Origin of the sequence: Endozoicomonas sp. G2_1 (assembly GCF_017744155.1) — a bacterium.
Lineage (GTDB): Bacteria > Pseudomonadota > Gammaproteobacteria > Enterobacterales > Alteromonadaceae > JAGHQT01.
This window is the reverse complement of record NZ_JAGHQT010000003.1, coordinates 219,050-236,047: the sequence shown is the minus strand read 5'-3', so window position 1 is coordinate 236,047 and position 16,998 is coordinate 219,050. Positions and strand designations below refer to the sequence as shown.

The window sequence follows — 16,998 nt, the reverse complement described above, 5'->3', positions numbered from 1 at the left end:
CACATGGGTTACTGGTTAAAAAATTATCCTACATATTACAAATTACTCGCGACTATTGTCATCTGCTTAGTGCTAGTTCAATCCGCCAAAGCTGAATCTATCGATGCTGTAAACGTTGCCTCAATCCCTGTTGTTGGGCCCAGTAACCAATGGCATAACATTGTTTTTAATCCAATAGATGACCAACAATTGTATCTCAGTTATGGCAATGGCGAAGTGCGCGTCGTTGACATTGAGCACTCAACTAACGAAGTACTACTGAAACTGTCGAAACATGTACCCGACAACAATTTTCAATCATTGACTGCTTTTGCTCTGCACCCAAGTTTTCATCATAAAAACCAGTTGGGCTACCTAACTTTTTACACAGCTCATACTGAAAAACAAAGTGCTAAAAACCAACATCGCCCCTCGATTAATAGTATTGAATTAAAAGAAACAAATGTAGACCTTATCGTCAACGAGTGGCAGCTAAATGACAAGGTATTTAATACAGTAGAGCCAAACAGTAAAAGAGAAATATTGAGGCTTTCAACCTCTGAACCTGAAAACTCAATCAATCAACTTAGTTTCAACCCTTATGTTAAAACATGGCATGAAAACTATGGTTATCTGTACATTTCGATTATTGGTGGCAAAAGCTTATCGAATCACCCATTGCTTTCGGGCAGTATATTGCGTATTAGCCCGACTAAATTTGGCTTGCGACAATACACTGTCCCAAACGACAACCCGTTTCAGAACAATGACAAGATTAACAATGAAATAATCGCTACCGGCCTAGGCAAGATTCACCAGTTTTTCTGGCAAAAAGCACGTACTAATAGTCTGTTCATTAGTCAAGCAGAGCAAAATAGACAATCAGTTTTCCAGGTAAATTACGGCAACGACTGGCGGCAGTCTCGCCCCAAGGCATTAGCTCAGTTGGAGGGTGATTCAAATCAAACCTTTACCGCTGTTTATCGAGGCAAGTCGACCCCGGCATTTTGGCAGCACCACCTGAGGTTAATCAGCAGTGACGGCTGGCAACTTGAAACTATCACCAACTTAGCGCAAGGCAATGTTAGCCAAAGAAAATGGCCAATCCGTAATAAAAACCTAACTACACAGCGAAACCTTAGTCTTTTATTAGACCAAAATAGCGAGCCTTGGTTATTTTCGCCAGTAAATGGCAACCTACTAAAACTTGTAACTGATATTGACTCAGGCTTAAATGACGAAGCAAAAATTAGCGAAACAAAACAGCCAGAGCCTCAACAATCAAGATCCATTATTACCTTCTTGCTAGCTATCGCGATATCTGCTGCTGCCGTACTTATTGTTTATACCCTTAAACATTCATCAAAAAACAGCACTAAAGCCCAACTAAAACGTCAATATACTCGGCTTGAATTTAGCGTTGGTAACAATTTGGTATCCATGTTTAAAGGACAAGAAACGACCCCTAGTATAGAGCTAACAACTGATAACGTTGCACAAAGTGAGATTCTGCTCAACGAAAATAGCCTTAATATTATCAACCAAAGTCAAGGTTTTAACCACGTCCAAGAAGCTGCCATCAACGAGAAAATTGCGCAGGATTATCGCCAAAAAATGGTTGATGATAAGGTCAGAAAACTAACGGTTATCATAACAACCAAGAACAAGAAAAAACACGAAGTGTGTCTGTATCTGAGGAAGGGCAATAACAGACTAACTAAACCTTCATACGAAGAAAGCTTAACGCTCCTGCTTGACTGGTGTTGGTTTATTGCCATGGCAATTAGCCCCGACGACACAGAGGCAAGAGATACAAGCAAGCTACCTACTTTACCGAGCCGTAAAAAAAGAATCAGAGTGCCATCAGAGCCTATTACCTATATTCACAAAACTGTGCCTACTAACACCGCAGTAAAAACAAACTCAGACCACAAACCTAATGACTATGTTGATGAGCCTAGTACTATCGATAGGCAAACGACGATACAATCAGATTCAGAACTGATTAATTCTCTAGAAAAGCTGGTTAAGTTTAAAGAACAAGGAATTTTAACTGAAGCTGAATTCAATCAAGCCAAAGCAAAACTGTTAAAAGACTTGGTACAAAACTAAAAAGAGGAGCTTTTCAGCTCCCCTTTTACTTGAACAGCCTATACCCAAGCCACCTCAAGATGCTTGTTCAGTTGGAATTAAAAACGATTTAGGCAAGGCATTGATTGCAAAGAATGGTTATTCCCTTGTTAAAATCAATAACGCCGCATAAATCGTCTTTTAAACCAACCCTTCGGGCGCTTCACAGAAACTTAATCTCTGCGTTGCAGCTAATTGAAAGGGAGTAACCATTCCTGCTAGCTGCGCCTTGATATTAAGCTCCTGTGACAGCGCTGAATAGTGCATCTTGAGGTGGTTTGGGTATATATTAACTGGCTTTGCTCAGTTGTTGTCACTCACGCTTACTTGTCTAAAGACAACAAGTGATGAATTAACTCAACGTAGTCTTTTTCAAAGCTGTTGCGGTTTAACGCTTGATTGTTAATGCGGTATTTATTGTTAACAATCACAGTAGGAACACCAGTTAACGCGCGCTTAGCTGAGAAGTAGTCCTGCTTTTTCTTCATCGCTTTCGCTTTACTGTTAACGGCGAAGCTATTGAATAATTTATCGAATTTGGCACCGTCAACGCCATTTAATAAGAAGATGTTACGCAAGTCTTTTTCTTCAGTAATCACTGCGCGTTGTACTTGTAAATAGTTAAAAATAGCGCCAACTAGTTTGTCTTCCATTTTTAATTGCTGAGCCGTTACCAAGGCTTTTGACAGCATAAATTGTACTTCTGGGCTCGCTGCGCGCAAAAAGTCGACGTGATTGCGTTCAATTTTAGCACCCGCTGGCAATTGCTTTTTAACATTAGCCATAAACGGTTCAAAGCTAAAACAATGTGGGCAGTAAAAAGAAAAGTATTCTCTTACTTCTGGCTTTTTAGACAACTGCTCGCTAACTACCGTATAGTGTTTGCCAGCTTCAAAGTTAGCACTGGCGGCATTAAATGCAACCAGTGACAAGAATGTCGATAATACTAATCCAATAACTTTTTTCATTAACTGATTTCCTCGAAATAAATTGTGTTCAGTCGGTTAACTTATTTAACGCAGCCCTAACGTTATAGAGCTAGTTTAGCCAAATTAAACTGAATATAAACTTAACGCTGGTTGCTGCAAGGCAGATAATTGTTCTTTTAACATCAATATCTGTTGCTCCCAGTACTTCTCAGTATTAAACCAAGGAAAGTTATGCGGAAAAGCAGGATCTTGCCAACGTTTACATAACCAAGCGATATAATTAACCACTCGCATTGTACGCAATGATTCTATCAAGACAAGTTGCTTAGCTTCAAATGAATAAAACTCTTGATAGCCCTCAAGCAAGGTATCCAATTGTAACAATTGTTGTTGTCGGTCGCCTGACAGCATCATCCAGAGGTCTTGAATCGCTGGTCCGGCGCGGCAATCGTCTAAATCAACAAAGTGCGGACCGGCGTCAGTCCACAAAATATTGCCGGCGTGACAATCACCGTGTAAACGAATAATTTGATCGGCTTGTGGTTGATATTGGCTTTTCGCCTCACTAACCACTTGCTGTAAAATGGTAAAAAAAGCTTCACTGAGATGACTCGGGACAAAGCCCGATTGCTGAATAATATTGGTCGCATCAATTAAACTTTCTTGACTGGAGAAGGTTGGACGAGCAACAAAGGGCTTTTTGGCGGCAATGGCATGAATACGGCCAACAAAACGCCCCATCCACTCCAATTGGTCTAAGTTATCGACTTCGAAAATTCGGCCACCGCGACACGGAAACAAGGCGAATAGATAGCCTTGATATTCCAACAAACTAGTACCGTTAATCACTAGCGGTGCAACAATTGGTAACTCGTGTTCAACCAGCTCAAGGGCAAAATCGTGCTCTTCTTGAATCTGTGCCTTGCTCCAGCGCTCTGGGCGATAAAACTTAACAACATACTTTTGTCGCTGCTGGTCGTGAAATTGGTAGACCCTATTTTCGTAACTGTTCAGCGGCAATAAGCCGCTTTCAACAACAATACCGACACTTTCAATCGCATCTAGCAACAGGTCTGGCGACAGCTCACTAAAGTCGAACTTACTCGACGCCGATTGCGCTGATTCAATAATATTACCGTTCAAAATTACCTCTAACGCTTATTGAAAAAGCGACTTTCATGTTCAAAAACAACATCTGCTTCAGGTTCAACTTGTTCAATAACAAAGGTAATTTCGGTCATGTAGGCTTTGAGATCATACGGGTCAACAGCAATACTAATTGGCAAGGTATAAACCGCTGCGCCCTTAATCAAGACCTCTTGGTCGCCAATCCATCTGGCGTTTTCTAAGCCTTTCACCGATAAGCGATAAACATTGTCGGTTTGTGATTTATTGAGAATTTTCAACGTATAAACATTCTCAACTTCACCGTTGATATTCTCACGAGCCAAAGCGTTGCGGTCGCGAATAATGTCTAAACCAACCGGCACGCGATTTGAAATTTCCCACCCTAACAGGGCCGTCATAATCACTAATACTATGCCGTAGCCAATCAATTTTGAACGCACTAGGTGTACTTTTTTACCTTCTAAATCGTGCTCAGTAGTGTAGCGAATCAGGCCTTTTTCATACCCCATCTTATCCATCACGCCATCACAAGCGTCGACACAAGCACCACAGTTAATGCACTCGTATTGCAGGCCGTTGCGAATATCAATGCCAGTTGGGCAAACCTGAACACACAAGTTACAGTCAATACAATCGCCTAAACCGAGCTCTTTCGGGTCTTTCTTGCGAGATCTCGGGCCTCGGCTTTCGCCGCGATGAAAGTCATAAGTCACCGTTACGGTATCTTTATCAAACATGGCAGACTGGAAACGCGCGTAAGGGCACATATGTAAACACATCACTTCACGCATCCAACCGGCGTTGCCATAGGTACAAAAGGCAAAAAAGATTACGGTTAACGCCGCCGCCATTGACGCGTTAAAGGTGAAGAAGTCGATAAACAATTCGGCAATCGGCGTAAAGTAGCCGACAAAGGTTAATGCCGTTAATAAAGCAAAGAACAGCCAGCAAAAATGTTTTAGCGCTTTGCGCCAAAACTTATTGGCATCCATTTTTTGGGCGTCTAGCCTTTTGCGCTGATTCGCGGTCCCTTCGATTTTCTCTTCAAACCAGATAAAAATAAAGGTCCACACGGTTTGCGGACACATATAGCCGCACCAAACCCGCCCCAAAAAGGTCGTGACAAAAAACAGTAAGAATGCCGCCAACATAAATAACCACGCGAGCAAGGTTAAATCTTGTGGCCATAAGGTTAGCCCCCACAGAGTAAAGCGCTGCTCGGCGATATCAAATAAAATCGCTTGATTACCGTTGTAGGTTAACCAAGGCAGGATGGCAAACATAAACAAGAAAACAAAATTCATTTTACGGCGTAGGGTTTGGAAAAAGCCCGTAACTTTACGCACATAAATTTGATCGCGAGGTTTGTACTCTTCAACGCCCTTGCCTTTCTTGGCGGGATGTACTTTCACATTTTTAACTGGAATGCGAACGGGTTGTTCCGTTTTTGCCTGTGCTTTTTTTGCTTCTTGTTCAGATGTCACAATGGTTCCCCAACAATTATGAGATACATGAGGCAATAAATCAGCCGAGTTCTTACTCGCGCTTGTAAAGGGCTTAATGAAGAACCTATTTGAGCGCTGTGGCACACGTGATAACATGGGCTAACTTATTGTCACGAACGCATTATACGTGAAACCATGAAAAAATTATTGATCTTAATCGTCTCGGCCGCGATCTTTTTACATTTCTACCCACAGCCAGAGCTCACTGCTTGGTACGAACAACAAAAAGAACAAGTGCTCACTTTTTTTAGCGACGCCACCGACACCAAAGTAAGATTAAAGGCCAGTAAAATCTACGACGAGCTCAGCGCTGGTAAACACAGCTTTTCGAGTAATGAACTCAACACTATTCGTCAAATTAGTCAAAGCCGCCGCCAACTAAAAGATTTTCAAAAAGCGTACTGTGAAGGTAACAAGTCTCACCCAGTTTTTCACCAAGTGAACTTAAAAAAGGTTTGCACTAAAATTGGCGAATACCAAGGGCTACTTTAACGCCTTTTTTCGATTAGACTCGACTAAACAATTCTAGTGCTGGTATTTTGATATCGAGATACCACAACCGCAATAGACTTAGAGCTTGGTGTATCGCTACCGATCCCTCGATGCGCCAATGCCACTAAAGGGTTTGCCTCGGGAAAATAAGCCGCCAAATTGCCTTGCGGTACATCGTAAGGAACTAGCTTAAAACCTTCGACTTTACGGGTAATAGCATCTGGCCAAAGCGCTTCTAAATCAACTTTATCGCCCGCTTCAAAGCCCAAATCACGAATGTCATCAGGGTTCATCATCACTATCGTGCGTTCACCGCTGATGCCACGATACCTGTCTTCAAAACCGTAAATGGTGGTGTTATATTGGTCGTGAGAGCGCAAGGTTTGCAAAACAAAAATGCGATTGTCGCTCAAAGCCCGCACCGATGCTGGCACAATATCAATTGGCAAATTATGGGCCTGAAACTCAGCTTTACCGGTTGTCGTCAGCCACTGGCGCTGGGCCGCACTATTGCCAAGGTAAAAGCCACCGGGTTGATTGAGCGAGTCGTTAAAATTGTTAAAACCGGGAATCACTTGCTCAATAAGCTCGCGAATCATGCGGTAATCTCCAGCCAACGCTTGCCAATCGACAATTGAACTGATTGACGGCTTATCACTAAACAATGCTTGGCCAATACCAGCGATAATTGCTGGCTCAGAGCGCATATTACCGGTATCACTGGCAACCACGCCTTGCGAAGCATGTACCATAGAGAAAGAATCTTCAACCGTAACCTGCTGCGGCCCAGATTGTTGTATATCAATATCAGTACGACCTAAACATGGCAACACCAATGAGTCTTTCCCTGGGGTTAAATGAGTGCGATTGAGCTTGGTAGCAATACTCACTGTTAACTGACAACTCGACAGCGCTTGACGCGTAAGGTCAGTATCTGGGGTTGCAGCCACAAAATTTCCCCCCAAACCAATAAAAACTTTACTCTTGCCAACCAGCATCGCTTCAATCGCTTGTACGGTATTGTGACCTGGCGCGCTTGGCGGGGTAAACTGAAAAACTTCAGCTAATTTCGCTAAAAATTCAGCACTCGGTTTTTCATTAATCCCCATGGTGCGATCGCCTTGCACATTAGAGTGCCCGCGCACTGGGCATAAACCTGCACCAACTTTACCAAGCTGACCAAAAAGCAATTGCAAATTGGTAAACTCTTGAATAGTCGCAACCGAGTGTTGATGCTGAGTGATGCCCATTGCCCAGGTAATAATGACTCGCTGCGCCCCCTGATAGATATCGGCGAGTTGCACGATTTCGGCCTTTGACAAGCCCGATTGATCAGTGATGTGCTGCCACGATGTTTGCTCGACTTGCTTAAGATAATCTGGCAAGCCATGAGTATGCTGGTCAATAAAATCGAGATCAAAAACTTGATTGCCGGCCGGCAACACTTTTTGATGACGTTCATTGAGTACTTTTACCATACCGCGCACCAAGGCCATATCACCGCCTAACTTCGGTGTAAAATAACGCTTGGTAATGTTGGTCGCGCCACCTGTTATCATTTCAGTGGCCGATTGCGGATTAGTGAAGCGCTCTAGCCCTCGTTCTTTTAATGGATTAACACTGACAATCGTTGCGCCACGGCGCGATGCTTGACTCAAGGTATCGAGCATTCTCGGGTGATTGGTACCGGGATTTTGACCAAAGACAAAAATGGCATCAGCGTGCTCAAAATCGTCTAATGTCACTGTTCCTTTACCAACACCAATCGATTGTTTCAGCGCGACGCCACTGGCTTCGTGGCACATATTCGAACAATCAGGAAAATTATTGGTACCGTATAAACGCACCAGTAATTGATATAAAAAGGCCGCTTCGTTACTGGTACGCCCTGAGGTATAGAACTCTGCTTGATTTGGGCTTTCAAGTTGCTGTAGGTGTTTTGCTATTAGGGCAAATGCCTCAGGCCAGCTAATGGCGAGATATTTGTCGCTGGCACGATCATAACGCAGAGGTTCAGATAATCGACCTTGATATTCGAGAAAGTAATCACTTTGCTGATCGAGCCATGATACTGAGTATTGGCTGAAAAACTCGGCGCCAATACGGCGGCCAGTGGCTTCCCAGTTAACGGCTTTGGCACCGTTTTCACAAAAGCGAAAGCGGCCGGGTTCGTCTTTTTCTCCCCAAGCACATCCGGGACAATCAAAACCGTGATCTTGATTGGTTTTAAGCAAATTTTTAATATTTTTCGCTATGTTATCGCTTTTCAATAAATGTTTAGCTGTGCTGGCAAGTGCCCCCCAGCCACCGGCTGAACCCTGATACTTTCGATATGACATCACTCAAAACCTAACGTTAAACCTAATTATGTTGTGCTGTGCAAAAAAGCAACTCACTCACTGATTCGCCAATGGCCATGGTAAACATTAAAACACTCGGTGCGAGTAAAGCCAATCAAGGTGAGATCAAACTGCTGAGCCACTAATAACGCCAAACTCGATGGTGCACCAACTGCGACAATTATTTCAATGCCCGCTAAAACCGCTTTTTGCATTAAATCGAAACTGACTCGGCCACTTAACACCAAAACGCCAGCACTGATATTTTCACCACTAAACACCAATTGACCTATAAGTTTATCAACCGCGTTATGCCGGCCAACGTCTTCTTGAACATCTTTCATTTCGCCGTTGCAGTAAAAGCCAGCGCCGTGGACTGCGCCGGTTTGCTGAAACAGTGCTTGCTGAGCGCGCAATAAATTCGGCAATTGAATAATCTCATTGGCACTGACACTCAGTGGTTCACTTTCAGTCACTGTTTCTCGATTTAACGCCAATGCTTGAACCGCGCTTTTGCCACACAGGCCACAACTGCTATGACTGGCCAATTGTCGTTCCAAACTTCGCCAATCTAGTTTTGTCTCAGCACTAAGGGTAACGTCAATTTGATTGGCCTCAACCGACGCTTGATCAGTATTAACTTGATCAGTGTTGTTTTGATCGCTGCCAATGACTATCGATTGCACCTGACTGATTTCTGAAATCACACCTTCGGCAAGTAACAAACCATAAACCAATGCGCGGTCATTGTTGGGTGTACGCATAGTAATCGTCAGGCTTTTGCGCAGGTAATTAGCACACTTTGGGTCGTAATAATTAAGCCATATTTGCAATGGTTCTTCTAACACCAAAACGTCTTTAGATAAGTGAGTGCTCACATCAAAAAATTGGCTGTCGGAGTTGGATTGCTTGAGCTGATAGCGTTTCTTGGTAACAGCTTTTACTTGCTGTGACATTCATACTCCGACTTATACATGGTGAAAGTAGATCAATACGCACTAATCTTTGGCCAAACGCGCTAGCAACTTTGCAAAGCGCTCAGCAGTGCTGTTACTACTAGCCAAATCTGATTCATCTGATGTTAATTGTTCACTAATGTGTTGGCCGTTTTCCACAACCCATTGACCATTAACCATAACATCTTTTACTAAATTGTTTTGGCTAGCAAAGATCAAACTATCGAGCGCATATTGGTCGCTGGCGGCAAACAAATTGAGTTTAGCATCGTCTAGCACTAACAAGTCAGCCTGTTTGCCAACCTTAATTTCGCCGGTATTGGCGGCACAACTTTGCGCACCACCCAATGCCGCAGCTTGCCACAAAAAGCGACCTACCGACGGTTGTTGCTCAGTCGCTAATACTGCACGCTGCTGTTTTACTAAGCGCTGCGCATATTCCAACCAACGCAGTTCCTCAACGGGGTTAACCGAAATGTGGCTATCAGAGCCAATCGCGAAGCAGCCGTTTTCGGCGATAAATTCCTGGGTTGGAAAAATGCCGTCGCCTAAGTTAGCTTCTGTGGTTGGACAAATACCTGCGACAGCCCCTGAAGCGGTAATACCACGACGCTCTTGCGGGTTGATATGGGTGGCGTGAATTAAACACCAATGCTGATCGATCTCAGCATTGGCCAATAACCATTCAACTGGGCGCTGACCATAATGCGCGATACAATCGTCGACTTCTTTTTGTTGCTCGGCAATGTGAATATGAATGGGCGCTTTATCGTCAAGGCTGCGCACGTGTTCAACAGCGGTTTGCAACGAAGTTTTATCAACAGCTCGCAGCGAATGTGGCGCAATACCAAGGTTAGTATTGTTATATTGCTGCGTCAGGGTAAAACAATCGGAAACCAATTGATTAAACTGCTCAAGGCTGTGAATAAAGCGCTGCTGACCTTGAGTTGGCGGCTGTTGCCCAAAACCACTGTAGCGGTAGAGCACCGGTAACATGGTTAGGCCGATACCCGCAGTCGCAGCTGCGCTAAATATCGCCTTCGCCATATCAGGTTGGCGATAGTGTTCACCATTTAGGTTGTGGTGCAGGTAGTGAAACTCAGCAACACGGGTGTAACCAGCTTTCAACATCTCGATATAAAGTTGCTCGGCAATCAGCTCTACATCGTCAGCGGTTAATTTAGCGAGAAACTGATACATGATTTTACGCCAGCTCCAAAAGCTGTCTTGGTCTTGACTGGCGTATTCACTAAAACCGGCAAATGCCCGCTGAAAAGCATGAGAATGACAATTGACCATGCCGGGAATAACCGTACCAACTGCTTGATCAGCCGAAGCGGCTACACCCGGTTCAATACTAACAATAACCCCTTGCTCAATAGTCAGTAGCTGGTTTTGCTGCCAACCTTGTTCGGTTAATACGCGGGCACTAAACAGTTTCATCATTGCGCTCCTGTTCACTTTGCGGATTGTGTGGTTGATCAGCCAAACTATGACCATAGCCAATCAAACACTCCACTAACATCTTCAACTTCTTTTGCACCTGCGCCGCTAACTCGTGGTTATAACTGAGTTCAGCTTCACTCATATAAGTTGCTTGCGATAACTCTAGTTGAACCGCGTGAATATTTTGCTCAGGTTGGCCGTAAGCACGGGTAATGTAGCCACCTTTAAAGCGGCCATTAGTCACCGTTGAGTAAGGTGAAAAATCAAGTTGGTTAACACGATTAATCAGCTCATCACTGCAGCTAGCACCATTGCTGGTACCAAAGTTAAAGTCCGGCAGTTGCCCGTCAAAAAAGCGCGGTACATGTGACAAAATAGAGTGCGCTTCCAATAACACTGCGCCAGAAAAGCGCTGTTTAATCTCGTCGAGGGTTTGCTCAAGCGCGCTGTGATATGGCTGCCAATACTGCTCAATTCGACGCTGATTTTCTGCTGAATCTGGCTGCATGCCTTCGAGATATAACGGCGATAAATCAAACGCCGTGGTTGGGCAAAGTTCCGTGCTATTGGCGCCCGGATACAAGTTTTCACCGTCAGGTGCTCGGTTTAAGTCAATGACATAACGGTTGTATTTGGGAATTAACAAATACGCGCCGAGCTCTTGGGCAAACTGATAAAGCTCATCCATGTACCAATCGGTATCGGGTACTGCACGCCCTTTGTCGGTCATGGTTGCGGCAATATCACCGGGAATCGCTTGGCCGTTGTGGGGCATGCTAATTAGCAATGGTACGGAGCCTGGAATAAGTTGGTAACTCGAGGTCATGATTCGCTCTCTGTTGCTTCAGCTTTTTTAAAACCAAATGGTTAATGATTTGGGAAGCTGATTAAATTTGTATATACAAGTTGTTCAAAGAGTATCACGCTGTGAATTAGTCGGCAAATTAAGCGCATAAAAAAGCCCAGCGGTGTCGCTAAACAAAGCAGGGCTTATGAAATAAAACTATCAGTAGCTTAAGAAGCCTCTGATTATTTTACTGCTTTCGCAGCGGCTAGCAGTACTTGCTCATCTAAACGGACGCGAAAGTTAGGGTTAACATAGTTAAATTGAACCAAACCTTTGCTGTCGATAACGTAAACCGCTGGCGCAGGCAATACTAAACGGTCTTGACCAGCAGCATTTTTCTGCAATGGGTTGGCTAAATTCAAGCCAGCTAAGTAGCGCTTAGTTGTTTTCTCTGAGGTAAAAAACGCGATGCCAAAAGCCTGACTGAGTGTAGAGTCAAAGTCCGACACTAACTGATAGCCTAAATCCATTTTTTCAATGCTCTTCTTCAAATCAGCAGGGCCGTCAGTTGAAACTCCCACTAATTGAAAGCCCATCGCTTTTAATTGGCCTTCAATCGCTTTTAACTGACCCATTTGCGTATTACAAAACGGACACCAGCCACCGCGATAGAAAAACAAGACGGTTTTTTGACCATCTAAAAATTTAGGTAATGACTCCTTACCGCCATCAATTGTCGTCACTTCTACATCGGGTATCATTTGCCCATTGAGCAATGGCGCGACCTGTTCGGCAGACTCAGCAATTGACTTCGCCGGTGCTGAATAGCTGAGAAAACTGATGGTTAAACCAGCAAACGCCAGCAATGAAACAATAATTTTGCGCATAATTTTTCCTGTTTAATGTTTGTTATTTTACGATTTCTCTAATGCGTAACCCTCTAAAGACCTTGTCACAGAATAAAAGCTTTCAGTAATATCAGGGCGTGTTAATCTTTCGAGATTAAATTTTGTTCTATCTAAACGCTTTCTGATCGCGGCGCTCAGCTTGTAGCATAGTCGTTCTATGTAAAAACCGAGCACCGCTACCGCATCCTGCTATCGCTCAGTACCTACTTCCTGTAGGCAACAATAAGCAGGGAGCGTTTAGATGAACCCGCAGGGCAGCGCCTGTTTGGCTTTTCTACCGCGTTGTCGCAGGATTTGTGTAGAACAACTACACGACACCTGCTCCGCCTTGTATAAAAACCAAACAGACTGCTGCAAAAACAATCCTGAAAGATCAACACGCCCTAGTCTGCGCTAATCTTTGATCTTAATGGTCGCTTGGCGCTCTCGGTTGACTACCAGTTGGGTAACGTCTGGTCGAGAATAATGCCCTGCTGGATCGAAGTTCTGACGCTCTTCTCGCACTCTTTGATGATCAATAACCGCTGTGTATAAACCTTCTCGGCCGACTTGAGGTTCAATTAACCATTCACCATCTGGCCCCGCCAGACACGAAGCACCATTAGCGAGAAATTCATTGTTGAAGGCATTGAGGATATCATCTAAATGCGGCGTATCAGGAGAAAAGTCTTGTCGACGCATCAAACCACTCACCGACATCACGTAAGATCGCCCTTCTTTTGCGATAAATCGAGTAATATCGTGGGTGTTGTGATCGCCACCGGGCCAAATCGCAACGTGTAAGTCTTCACCCATGCCGTAAAGTGCCGCTCGTGGCAATGGCATCCAGTTTTCCCAGCAATTTAACCCGCCAACGGTAAACGCGCCCAACTTATGCACCCGCAAACCGTGACCATCACCAGGCGACCATGCCAATCTTTCTTCATACGTTGGCATTAGCTTGCGATGCACTGAACCGATCTTGCCCTGCTGGTCAATATAAACCATCGAACAATATAAACTGTGACCACCGCGATCACTCGCACGCTCGATAACACCTAAATAAAGGGCGACTTGGGTATCGGCCGCCGCTTGGCAAACGCCATCGAGATCGCCGCGCTCTATCACTACCGCTTGGTCGAGATAATAACTGTGAATGCGCTTTTGGTCCGGTGCATTAAAACGAGCACCATGAGTCAATTCGAGCCAGAACGGATAGCCCGGTACCAGTGCTTCACCAAAAGCAATTAGCTGACAATGGTCTTGCTGTGCTTGATAAAGCATATCAATGACTTTATCTAAGGTTGCTTCTCGGTCGAACCACACTGGCGCTATTTGCGCTAAACCAACAATTAACTTGTTTGATACTTCGCTATCCACGTTCACCTCTCATTGAATTTTTATACTCAAGCCACCTCAATATACTTGGGTATATTTGTTGACCATCGAAACAAATCGAATGGTTATATAACAAATAAGTACTGGCATCAGATGGGTTATTTACTTATTTTTATCCGATACATTTTCACATCACAAGTGAAACGACAAGCGACTTGTTGCTTTTTTGTTCGTAAATTTATCGCTCGTAAATACAGTTACACGGAGACCCAATGAGCCAAACCAACCAATACATACTTACCTGGCAATGTCCTGACAGCTCAGGTGTATTAGCAAAAGTAACACAAAGCTTATTTGAGCACGGCGCATTTATCACCGAAACCAGTCAATACAGTGACCCGTACAGCGATACTTTCTTTTCGCGCATTGTTTTTGATGACCGTGACTTAACTGTACCAATTGAAGAGTTTAGCGATGCCATTGACCAGCTCGCCAAACCTTTGTCAATTAGCTATCAGTTGCGCAATAAAAAAGACGTGCCCAACATTGTTGTTGCGGTATCTAAGGACGATCACTGTTTAGTCTCGTTATTAACCAAGTGGAAAGCTGGCGTATTACCTATCAATATTGTTGCTGTTGTCTCAAACCACCGAGATTGCCAAGCGTTAAGTGAATGGCACGGGGTACCGTTCCATCACTTGCCGATGGGCAAAGACAATAAGCCGCAACAAGAAGCTGATATGCTTAAACTATTTGCCGACTACAACGGTGATTTACTCGTGCTAGCTCGCTATATGCAAATACTGTCAGACGATATGTGTGAAAAGCTGCAAGGTCGAGCCATTAATATTCACCACTCGTTTTTACCGAGTTTCAAAGGCGCACGACCTTACCACCAAGCGCATGCTCGCGGGGTAAAAGTAATTGGTGCAACGGCTCACTACGTTACAGCCGATCTTGATGAAGGGCCGATAATCGTACAAGAGGTAAAACCAATTAATCACACTTACACTATTGAGCAAATGGTTCACTTAGGTCACGATTTGGAGGCAACCGCACTAAGCCATGCCGTTCGATTACACGCTGAACAGCGCATTTGTTTAAACGGCGATAAAACCGTTATCTTGGCATAATCAACACTGAAATACCTGCCGACATCTGCTAGAGTGAAGCCAAACGTATTACTTCGCGAAACTAGTTAAAAAGATGTCGGCAATTCACTACCAAATATCAGCTCCAAATCCCAACAATCATCAATTTCACGTTCAATTAAACTTTGCCGCCGAGCCGGGAAAATCGTATCAGTTACAGTTACCTGCTTGGTTACCGGGCAGTTACATGATTCGTGACTTCGCCAAAAATATTATTGGTTTAAGCGCGCACAATAGTAACGGTGATAGCCTAGAAATCAGCCAGCTTGATAAGCAAAACTGGCAATTAACCGCTACCGATCAGCAAGTGTCGGTCAGTTATCATGTCTTTGCGTTCGACTTATCGGTGAGAACAGCCTATTTAGATAGTGAACGGGGCTTTTTTAATGGCAGTTCAACCTTTTTAGCGGTTAAAGAGCTTGCCGACCAACCGTGCCTGTTGACCATAATTCCTGTCGATAACAAGCAAGATTGGCGAGTCGCCACTGGTATGCCGCGCAATAAAGGTACAGAAAAGTTCCAGTTTGGTGACTACTGCGCTGAAAGCTACGACCAGCTTATTGATTGCCCAGTGGCAATAGGTGATTTTGACGTTACTGAATTTACCGTTGAAGGGGTGATTCATCATTTAGTGTTCACCAGCCAGCATTACGGCGACACCCAGCGCATCGCGCAAGATTTAACTAAGCTTTGCCAACACCACATTAATTTGTTCGGCGAGGCACCATTTGACGAATACTGGTTTATCACGCATTTGCAGGCCAGCGGTTTTGGCGGTCTTGAGCACAAAAACTCAACGATTTTACAAGCCAGCCGTTTTGACTTGCCCAACCCAAATAAAGTAGAAGAACTGACCGAAAGCTACAAAACCTTTTTGAGTTTGTGTTCACATGAGTACTTTCACGCTTGGAACGTTTGCCGGATAAAACCTGAAGAATTCGTCCCCTATCAGTTACAAACCGAAAGCTATACCGAGCAACTATGGGCGTACGAAGGGATTACTTCTTATTACGACGATTTTTCATTGTACCGCGCAGGTATCGTCAGTTTTGATGACTATCTAAAGTTGCTAAGTAAAACCGCAACTCGCGTTTATCGCGGTCAAGGTGAGCTTAAACAAAGTGTCAAAGCATCGAGTTTTAACGCTTGGACCAAGTTCTACCAGCAAGGTCCTGATGCCGTCAATAATATCGTTAGTTATTACACCAAAGGCTCACTGATTGCACTCTGGCTTGATTTAACGATAAGACAAAAATCAAATCAGCAATACAGTTTAGACACGCTAATGAGAGAGCTGTGGATCCACTTTGGCCGGCCTGCTAGAGGCACCTGCCAAGATGATTTTATCAATATTGCCAACATCCTCTGCCAAGAGGATATTAGTAACGACTTTATCGCCTGCTTAGAACAAGCAGAGCGTTTAAGTTTAACTGAATTGTTGCAAGCGTTTGGCGTTAACTTCAATGCCGTTAAGTATAAACAACTCAACAGCATAGAAACGACAGATAGCCAAGCATATCAAGCTTATCTAGGTGTTCATTATCAAACTGTGCCAGCAGGCCTAAAAGTGACACAAGTCTTAGCTGATTCACCAGCCGAGCGAGCTGGCATTGCGGTTAATGATATTATTATTGCCCTTGCAAACATGAAAGTAAGTGATAAATCTTTGCAAAACTTGGTTAATTACTTGCCGCAGGGCAGCACGGTTAATTGTCACTACTTTAGAGATGATCAGCTACTCAGCGAACAACTGATCATTACCGATTCACCACTCGCCGGTGTCGCACTCAAAGTAACCGATCAGACATTAGCTAAAAACTGGCAGCAAATTATCGGCTAAAGACTTTCATTAGCCGTCACTCGCCATTGTCAGCGTTAACTGTAGCTATTTATTTACAGCTGTAGTTAATTGCTGACGCTAGCCCAATATC

General features: G+C 44.0%; 13 protein-coding genes. 4 read left to right on the top strand and 9 right to left on the bottom strand.

Annotation, left to right across the window (positions count from 1 at the left end; genetic code table 11):
* Window positions 1-3 precede the first annotated feature (3 nt).
* The gene (locus J7384_RS06145) at window positions 4-2,091 is read left to right on the top strand and encodes an SHOCT domain-containing protein (RefSeq protein ID WP_209112139.1); all 2,088 of its coding nucleotides are present in this window, start codon (window positions 4-6) and stop codon (window positions 2,089-2,091) included.
* 341 nt (window positions 2,092-2,432) lie between these two features.
* On the opposite strand, the gene J7384_RS06140 is transcribed toward J7384_RS06145, so the two are convergent.
* The 3 genes from J7384_RS06140 to ccoG all read right to left on the bottom strand — a co-directional run bounded on the left by J7384_RS06140 (window position 2,433) and on the right by ccoG (window position 5,650).
* The gene (locus J7384_RS06140) at window positions 2,433-3,077 is read right to left on the bottom strand and encodes a thiol:disulfide interchange protein DsbA/DsbL (protein ID WP_209112137.1); all 645 of its coding nucleotides are present in this window, start codon (window positions 3,075-3,077) and stop codon (window positions 2,433-2,435) included.
* Between the two features lie 84 nt (window positions 3,078-3,161).
* A complete protein-coding gene (locus J7384_RS06135) occupies window positions 3,162-4,181 on the bottom strand; it encodes a serine/threonine protein kinase (protein WP_247741657.1) in 1,020 nt (339 codons plus the stop codon).
* Between the two features lie 8 nt (window positions 4,182-4,189).
* Window positions 4,190-5,650: a cytochrome c oxidase accessory protein CcoG gene (gene ccoG, locus J7384_RS06130; protein WP_348523847.1), complete on the bottom strand. Its 1,461-nt coding sequence runs from the start codon at window positions 5,648-5,650 to the stop codon at window positions 4,190-4,192.
* Between the two features lie 156 nt (window positions 5,651-5,806).
* Between ccoG and J7384_RS06125 the strand changes: the two genes are divergently transcribed.
* A complete protein-coding gene (locus tag J7384_RS06125; RefSeq protein ID WP_209112133.1) occupies window positions 5,807-6,163 on the top strand; it encodes a hypothetical protein in 357 nt (118 codons plus the stop codon).
* Between the two features lie 23 nt (window positions 6,164-6,186).
* On the opposite strand, the gene J7384_RS06120 is transcribed toward J7384_RS06125, so the two are convergent.
* The 6 genes from J7384_RS06120 to J7384_RS06095 form a co-directional block, all read right to left on the bottom strand.
* Window positions 6,187-8,502, bottom strand: a complete 2,316-nt coding sequence (locus J7384_RS06120) for an FdhF/YdeP family oxidoreductase (protein ID WP_209112131.1) — start codon at window positions 8,500-8,502, stop codon at window positions 6,187-6,189.
* Between the two features lie 53 nt (window positions 8,503-8,555).
* Complete coding sequence (fdhD, locus tag J7384_RS06115; RefSeq protein ID WP_209112129.1) at window positions 8,556-9,458, bottom strand: formate dehydrogenase accessory sulfurtransferase FdhD; 903 nt, start codon at window positions 9,456-9,458, stop codon at window positions 8,556-8,558.
* Window positions 9,459-9,500: 42 nt separating this feature from the next.
* A complete protein-coding gene (locus tag J7384_RS06110) occupies window positions 9,501-10,904 on the bottom strand; it encodes a formimidoylglutamate deiminase (protein WP_247741656.1) in 1,404 nt (467 codons plus the stop codon).
* Window positions 10,888-11,730: an N-formylglutamate deformylase gene (hutG, locus tag J7384_RS06105; protein WP_209112128.1), complete on the bottom strand. Its 843-nt coding sequence runs from the start codon at window positions 11,728-11,730 to the stop codon at window positions 10,888-10,890. Before hutG ends, J7384_RS06110 begins: the two co-directional genes overlap by 17 nt.
* Window positions 11,731-11,933: 203 nt before the next feature.
* Complete coding sequence (locus J7384_RS06100; protein WP_209112126.1) at window positions 11,934-12,578, bottom strand: peroxiredoxin-like family protein; 645 nt, start codon at window positions 12,576-12,578, stop codon at window positions 11,934-11,936.
* A 414-nt stretch (window positions 12,579-12,992) separates the two neighbouring features.
* Window positions 12,993-13,958: a carbon-nitrogen hydrolase family protein gene (locus J7384_RS06095; protein ID WP_348523846.1), complete on the bottom strand. Its 966-nt coding sequence runs from the start codon at window positions 13,956-13,958 to the stop codon at window positions 12,993-12,995.
* Between the two features lie 230 nt (window positions 13,959-14,188).
* On the opposite strand from J7384_RS06095, the gene purU reads away from it, so the two are divergent.
* A complete protein-coding gene (gene purU / locus J7384_RS06090) occupies window positions 14,189-15,049 on the top strand; it encodes a formyltetrahydrofolate deformylase (protein ID WP_209112122.1) in 861 nt (286 codons plus the stop codon).
* 73 nt (window positions 15,050-15,122) lie between these two features.
* Entirely contained in the window at window positions 15,123-16,907 is a 1,785-nt protein-coding gene (locus J7384_RS06085; RefSeq protein WP_209112121.1) for a PDZ domain-containing protein, read from the top strand.
* Window positions 16,908-16,998 lie beyond the last annotated feature (91 nt).

Excerpts from the sequence above, each read along its gene's own strand:
- hutG (WP_209112128.1), bottom strand. The coding sequence starts at position 11,730 with ATGACCTCGAGTTACCAACTTATTCCAGGCTCCGTACCATTGCTAATT.
- J7384_RS06085 (WP_209112121.1), top strand. The coding sequence starts at position 15,123 with ATGTCGGCAATTCACTACCAAATATCAGCTCCAAATCCCAACAATCAT.
- fdhD (WP_209112129.1), bottom strand. The coding sequence starts at position 9,458 with ATGTCACAGCAAGTAAAAGCTGTTACCAAGAAACGCTATCAGCTCAAG.
- J7384_RS06140 (WP_209112137.1), bottom strand. The coding sequence starts at position 3,077 with ATGAAAAAAGTTATTGGATTAGTATTATCGACATTCTTGTCACTGGTT.
- J7384_RS06110 (WP_247741656.1), bottom strand. The coding sequence starts at position 10,904 with ATGATGAAACTGTTTAGTGCCCGCGTATTAACCGAACAAGGTTGGCAG.
- purU (WP_209112122.1), top strand. The coding sequence starts at position 14,189 with ATGAGCCAAACCAACCAATACATACTTACCTGGCAATGTCCTGACAGC.
- J7384_RS06145 (WP_209112139.1), top strand. The coding sequence starts at position 4 with ATGGGTTACTGGTTAAAAAATTATCCTACATATTACAAATTACTCGCG.
- J7384_RS06125 (WP_209112133.1), top strand. The coding sequence starts at position 5,807 with ATGAAAAAATTATTGATCTTAATCGTCTCGGCCGCGATCTTTTTACAT.
- J7384_RS06100 (WP_209112126.1), bottom strand. The coding sequence starts at position 12,578 with ATGCGCAAAATTATTGTTTCATTGCTGGCGTTTGCTGGTTTAACCATC.
- J7384_RS06120 (WP_209112131.1), bottom strand. The coding sequence starts at position 8,502 with ATGTCATATCGAAAGTATCAGGGTTCAGCCGGTGGCTGGGGGGCACTT.